This window comes from Candidatus Igneacidithiobacillus taiwanensis, from assembly GCF_031962545.1.
Classification (GTDB): domain Bacteria; phylum Pseudomonadota; class Gammaproteobacteria; order Acidithiobacillales; family Acidithiobacillaceae; genus Igneacidithiobacillus; species Igneacidithiobacillus taiwanensis.
Genome location: NZ_JAVRKK010000124.1, coordinates 1 through 6284, shown reverse-complemented (window position 1 = coordinate 6284; position 6284 = coordinate 1). Strand labels below are relative to the sequence as shown.

At 55.9% G+C, this 6284-nt stretch carries 5 protein-coding genes and 1 pseudogene; 2 read left to right on the top strand and 4 right to left on the bottom strand.

From position 1 onward, the window contains the following. Positions 1 to 278, bottom strand: a pseudogene (locus tag RTI30_RS11720) (ubiquinol oxidase subunit II); the annotation flags it as partial. A gap of 312 nt (positions 279 to 590) precedes the next feature. On the opposite strand from RTI30_RS11720, the gene ppk2 reads away from it, so the two are divergent. Continuing rightward, positions 591 to 1727 carry a polyphosphate kinase 2 gene (gene ppk2, locus RTI30_RS11715; protein WP_312263353.1) on the top strand — a complete coding sequence of 379 codons (1137 nt, stop codon included), beginning with the start codon at positions 591 to 593 and terminating at the stop codon, positions 1725 to 1727. A 4-nt stretch (positions 1728 to 1731) separates the two neighbouring features. On the opposite strand, the gene RTI30_RS11710 is transcribed toward ppk2, so the two are convergent. Continuing rightward, entirely contained in the window at positions 1732 to 3024 is a 1293-nt protein-coding gene (locus RTI30_RS11710) for an NAD-dependent epimerase/dehydratase family protein (RefSeq protein ID WP_312283822.1), read from the bottom strand. A 59-nt stretch (positions 3025 to 3083) separates the two neighbouring features. Between RTI30_RS11710 and RTI30_RS11705 the strand changes: the two genes are divergently transcribed. Next, positions 3084 to 4469 carry an MFS transporter gene (locus tag RTI30_RS11705; protein ID WP_312263355.1) on the top strand — a complete coding sequence of 462 codons (1386 nt, stop codon included), beginning with the start codon at positions 3084 to 3086 and terminating at the stop codon, positions 4467 to 4469. Here RTI30_RS11705 and RTI30_RS11700 read toward each other — a convergent pair whose 3' ends face one another. Continuing rightward, positions 4470 to 5483, bottom strand: coding sequence for a glycosyltransferase family 1 protein (locus RTI30_RS11700; RefSeq protein WP_312263356.1), 1014 nt, complete (start codon positions 5481 to 5483; stop codon positions 4470 to 4472). After that, the gene (locus RTI30_RS11695; protein ID WP_312283821.1) at positions 5480 to 6178 is read right to left on the bottom strand and encodes a UDP-2,3-diacylglucosamine diphosphatase; all 699 of its coding nucleotides are present in this window, start codon (positions 6176 to 6178) and stop codon (positions 5480 to 5482) included. The genes RTI30_RS11700 and RTI30_RS11695 overlap by 4 nt, the downstream gene beginning before the upstream one ends. Positions 6179 to 6284 lie beyond the last annotated feature (106 nt).

Genomic DNA, 6284 nt, shown 5'->3' with positions numbered 1-6284 from the left:
TCTAACACATTGGAATGTGACCATTTACCATCGTAGTCGGCGTGCTTGTTGCTTTTTCGGTATTTCCAGAGAAACCAGATGATGAGCAGGGCGGTAATGCCGACAATAGCCAGCATCACTCCCACATCAATCATCATGTAAGTGTAACTGGCGCTCGCTCCTACCCCTTTGGGATCGAAGATCCACCAAGGCGAGTGGCGAGCACAGCCGCTCAGGGTGAAGACGAGGCCGGGTACCGAGGCGAACCGCGCCAAGCGGAGAGGCGTGCGAAATTGCATGAATTTGCTCCTTAGCGTTGATCCAGAGACAACTTGATCTGAACATTAGATGTTATAGCCTACAAATTTGTATAGGTACAATCTGGAATTTTCTAGGCTTTGTTGAAAAAGATAAATAAAAACAGATATAATATAGTGTTATGCTAATACAGATTTTAATTAATTGAAGAAACTGCTTTTTATAAATCGGTTATTAATATCTGGTTTTTGATAATTGCTTGGACAGCGAAGCAAAGAAGCTCCGGTTGGCTGTCATAAAAACGTCACATTGCCCTGCTAGACTGCGGTTTAGTTTGCACAAAGGAGAGAGTGATGTCTGAAGCGACGACGATGGAAACCGAGGAAGCGGAACAGGCACCGGCAACTGTAGCCGATATCCCTAGTGATCTGAGCCCGGAAGGAATTCGGAGTTTTACGGTCAGTGACAGCACGGAGATGGCGCAGCAACACCATCTTGCGGCGGTGCGGCGCTATCTCGCCGAACATCAGCTCGACGCCAGTAGTGGCAATATCGCTGCCGCTCTCGCCATTGTTGCATCGGACGTTTCTGCAGACGATATTCGCATGATCCACGCCGAGCTGGAAAAAGAGCGGGTTGCCGATACCGACGACACTCTGAACCCCGATTGGCGTAGTGGTGCATACCCCTATAAAAATCGGATGACCCGGCGCGACTATGAGTATCTCAAATACGATCTGCAGGTGGAACTGCTCAAGCTACAGGCATGGGTCAAAAACACCGGACAGCGCTTGGTAGTGGTATTTGAAGGGCGCGATGCAGCGGGTAAGGGGGGTACGATCAAGCGGTTCATGGAGCATCTCAATCCCCGTGGTGCGCGCGTGGTGGCCTTGGAGAAGCCTTCAGAGCGCGAAAAAGGACAGTGGTATTTTCAGCGTTATGTGGAGCAGCTACCGACGGCCGGAGAAATGGTCTTTTTTGATCGCTCTTGGTACAACCGAGCAGGCGTAGAGCGGGTAATGGGTTTTTGTTCCGAGCAGGAGTATCAAGAATTCATGCGGCAGGCACCGGAATTTGAGCGCCATTTGGTATATAGCGGCATCTATCTCATCAAGTTTTGGTTTTCGGTTACCCGAGAAGAGCAACGACGCCGGTTTGAGGAACGCCGCCATCACCCGCTGAAACAGTGGAAATTATCTCCCATGGACCTTGCTTCGCTGGATCGTTGGGAAGACTACACCCGCGCCAAGGAGACCATGTTCTTTCATACGGATACCGCCTACGCGCCCTGGACGGTGGTCAAGTCCGACGACAAAAAGCGGGCGCGCCTCAATGCCATGCGCCATCTCTTGCACACGATTCCTTACGAAAACAAGGATGTGCAGGCCATTGGCAAGGTCGATCATCTGATCGTCAGCCGTGCCCACGTGATGTACGGCGAGACTTGCCCGCAGGATCTCAATCCTTTTCAGCCGACGCGAGAAAACTGATGCCTCATGCATCGCGGCGTGCTCGCCACAGGGAGCGCGCCGGGATTTTGCTTTGTCGACAGCGGTCTTTATATTTACCGGCGATTTCTGCGACCTCTGCCAGTAAACCAGCAGACAGGGTAATAGGTTGTAGACCCAGGTTTTGTAAGCCCTGATTTTCCACCCGAAGATCGTTTTCGGTTTGCTCCTTTCTCGGGTTATCGACAAATTGCAGCTCGGCGCCCGTGAGTTCATGAATGAGGCGTGCAAGATCACGCACGCGGTGGGTTTCGGTCGTTTGATTGAAAACCCGCACCCGTTCTCCAGGGGCAGGCGGATGTTCGATGGCAAGGCGTATGCACTGCACGGTGTCGCGAATATGAATGAAAGCGCGGGTCTGTCCGCCGGTGCCGTGCACTGTAAGTGGGTGGCCGACGGCCGCCTGTAGAATGAAGCGATTGAGTACCGTGCCAAAATCGCCGTCGTAATCGAAGCGATTGATGAGTCGCTCGTCGCGTTTGGTCTCTTCCGTTTCCGTACCCCAAACAATACCCTGGTGCAGATCGGTAATACGCAACCCGTCGTTTTTATTGTAATAGTAAAAAAAGAGTTGGTCCTGGGTTTTAGTCATGTGATAAATAGAGCCGGGATCCGGGGGGTAGAGGATTTCGGTATCCTCACTTTCTTCGCCATTTTCAGGTGAGAGCAAACGCACCTTTTGATAGCCTTCGGGTAGCGTGAAACGGGAGGTTTTATAGCCATAAACCCCCATGGTTCCTAAATGTACCAGGTGGCAGGACTCCTCCATGGCATTTTCGACAATGGCGCAGAGCACATTGTGGGTAGCGTTGAGATTGTTATCGACGGTAAAGCGTTTGTGCCAGGCCGATTTCATGGAGTAGGGCGCCGATCTTTGTTCGGCAAAGTGGACAATGGCGTCGGGACGCCAGCTTCCAATGAGAGATTTGAGCTCGTTGTAATCGCGGGCGATATCGAAAGTCGATAGCCCAATCTTCTGCCCAGTGAGTTGCTGCCAGGTTTCGATGCGCTCGGTAAGGGAGCGAATGGGAGTGAGGGACTCCACTCCCAATTCTTCATCCTGTCGGCGTCGAACCATATTGTCGATGATATGGAGCTCGTGCCCTTGGGCAGAAAGATGCAAAGTGGTGGGCCAACCACAAAAACCGTCACCACCGAGTACGAGAATCCGTTTGTGCATAGTCGTTGGCTTCCATTGTTGTCTCTGCCGACAGAGTAGGGGAGAGCCATGGCGATTGGCAATCCTTGCCTCCCACGAATCGGCGCCCTGAAGGTTCATAAAACTGTCATATTCTTGTGCTAGGGTTATGACTTTATCGACAGCAGCCGGGAGCCATCATGAGCAACACGGATCTTCTCGACCAGTCTGGGGTAACGCGCAAGCATCGGCGTATTCTCTGGGCCTCCGGTTTGGGCATTTTCCTCGATGGCTACGACTTGAGCATCATGGCGGTAGCCCTGATTCTGCTCAAAGAACAATGGCACCTGACGCCGGCGCAGCTGGGAGGACTGGGTACCGCCGCCCTGGTCGGTGCCTTGGTTGGCGGGCTCTTTGGCGGGCCGATTGCCGATCGCTGGGGCCGCAAAACGATCTATTTGATCGACATTGCGGCCTTTTTCTTTGCCGCCCTGTTTTCAGGCCTCGCCTGGGATGCTACCTCGCTGATCGTGCTGCGTTTTTTTCTGGGCTTGGGAGTGGGCGCAGATTACCCCCTGAGCTCTACTTACATGGCGGAGTTCTTGCCCAAGAAATCACGCGGCGCATCCATGACCTGGATTTTTGGGCTGTGGATGGGGGGTGCTTTGGTCTCGAGTCTGGTTGGTCTCGCGCTCTTGCATACGGGGCCCGACGCCTGGCGTTGGATGCTCATCTCGGGTTCTCTTCCGGCCCTGCTCGTGCTTTGGCTGCGCCGCAATTTGCCGGAGTCGCCGCGCTGGTTTTTGCGTCGAGGTCGCTGGGCAGAAGCGGATGAGGTCGTGCGCTGGTTGGCGCCGCAGCTCAGCACCGTCGAGCGTCAGCAAGCCCTGGCCGAGCTTGCCGCCAGCATGGAGGGAGCACGCAAGCACAACTGGTTCGATCTCTTTGGGAAGACCTATCGGCGCCGCACCCTGTACGCGGCCGTGCCTTGGTTTTTGATGGATGTGATGGGCTACGCCATGGCGATTTTCATGCCCATCATGCTTCTACACCTCGGTTTGCACACCCACGAAGCCGCCCTGATTGGCAACACCGTATTCACCGCCAGCTTTGTTTTGGGCTGGGTGCCCTTGGCGCTGCTCATCGATCGTATTGGTCGGCGCCAAACGCAGTTTTGGGGCTTTCTTGGTGACGCCCTGGGGCTCGCTCTCGTTGGTGTCTTTGCCCTCACGGGTGAACCGCCTTTTGCCGTTGTTGCCATCGGTTTGATCCTTTTTCAGGTATCCAACAGTTTTGGCCCCGGCAACACTACCTGGATCATTCCTTCCGAACTCTATCCCACGGAGCTGCGGGCCAGTGGTCATGGCTTTAGCACGGCTTTCAGCCGCGTTGGCGCGGCCGTAAGCGTCTATTTTTTGCCGGTCATTCAGGCCAAGTTTGGCATGGGGGTGTTGATGTTGACCTTGGCCTCGGCTGGCCTGCTGGGTGCTATCCTGACGCGGGTGCTTGGGGTGGAGATGGCTTGTGAGCCGCTACCGGAGGCCGGCGGCAGCAGCCCGGGGGTTGTGCGCCGCGAAGCAGCCTGATCAGCCCCGTGCGGGCACCAGGTTCTCGAGAAAATTTAGGGTGCAACTACGCCAATCATAGGCAAGGGCGGCGCTGCGGCAGTCCTCGCGCCGTAGTTGCAGCGCGAGCAAAGCTGCCTCGCGAAGATCCTCACGCATATAGCCATTGACGCCATCGATGATGCTCGCCTGTGGCCCGATCACTGGGTAAGCGGCCACTGGTACGCCACAGGCATTGGCTTCGCGCACCACGAGGCCCAAGGTATCAGTCTTGCTAGGAAAAATCATGACATCGGCCGCGGCAACATGGCGGCTGAGTTCTTCGCCGTGCAACATGCCGTGCCAGTGCACGTTTGGATAGCGTTGGCGCAGTTCGGCGGCCTGCGGCCCGTCGCCAATGACGTGCTGGGCACCGGGCAGGTCGAGGCGCAAAAAATCTTCCACATTTTTTTCTACGGCGACTCGGCCAAAGTATACAAAGGCTGGCCGTGGCCCCGGCAAAACGGCCGCGGGATCCTGGTCTGGCCAAGGCCGAAACAGATTGCTGTCGACGCCTCGGCTCCAGAGGACGAGATGGCGAAATCCCCAGCCCCGCAGCTCGTCGGCAAGGGGCTGATTGGAAACCATGGTGAGTGCCGCACCATTGTGAAACCAACGTAAAAAACTGTAGGCCACGGGCAAGGGTACTGGCAGGCGCGCGGCGATATATTCCGCAAAACGAGTGTGGAAGGAGCTAGTAAAGCGCCAACCCTGGCCGGCACACCATAGCCGTGCTGCAAGACCAAGCGGACCCTCGGTGGCAATGTGGACGGCATCGGGTGCAAAACCTTGCAGCGCCCGCCGTACTTGCGAAAACGGCTGCAGCGCCAGGGCGATTTCGGGGTAAGTGGGGCAGGGCATACTCGCTTGCTCACCGCTATGAATGACCAAGACTTCATGGTCGAGGGCGCGAAGTTCCTGCACGGTGCTCTGTAGCGCGCGCACCACGCCATTGACCTGCGGCGCCCAAGCGTCGGTCACCAAGGCAATCTTCATACGGTCTCCTGTAGGGGCAAGGGTAGTGATTCGATCGGTTGCTGACGGAGTTCCGACCAGCGCACCAGGCGCAACTGACCATCAAAGTCTTCGATGAGAGCAGTGCAGCTTTCTACCCAGTCGCCATCGTTGTAATACTGTATACCGTGCATCTCTTTGCATTCGGCGTGGTGGATGTGCCCGCACACGACCCCATCGTAGCCGCCGCGCCGGCACTCGCGCGCAACAAATTCTTCGTATTGACCAATGAACTGCACCGCCCGTTTGATGCGATGTTTGATGAAGGCACTGAGCGACCAGTGGCTGCGGATACCAAAGAGGCGGTTGAAGCGTTGGTGCCAGCGATTGAGACTGAGCAAAGCGCTATAGCCGCGGTCACCGAGATGGGTGAGCCAGCGCGCATATTGCATGCTGAGGTCGAAAAGATCGCCGTGGATGATCCACAGGCGTCGCCCGTCGGCCGTTTGGTGCAGGCAGTGGGGAACGATCTGGATATCGCCCAGGGCCAAGCCTTTGTCATCTGCCTCGAGAAAGGCATGGAGCAGGCCCAAGACCGGATCGTGGTTTCCCTGCACGTAGGTGACGCGCACCCCCGCCCGGGCCTGACGAAGGATCTTCTGCACTACGGTGCTGTGGGTGCTGGGCCAAAACCAGCGCCGGCGCAAGGCCCAAAAGTCGATGATGTCGCCAACCAAATAGAGATGGCGGTTTTAAGTTTGAAGTGCAACACCCGCATATAACTCTCTGACTTGCTGCGCCATAACTTCGGCGGGTGTCCGAAATCCCAGACATTTCCTGGGG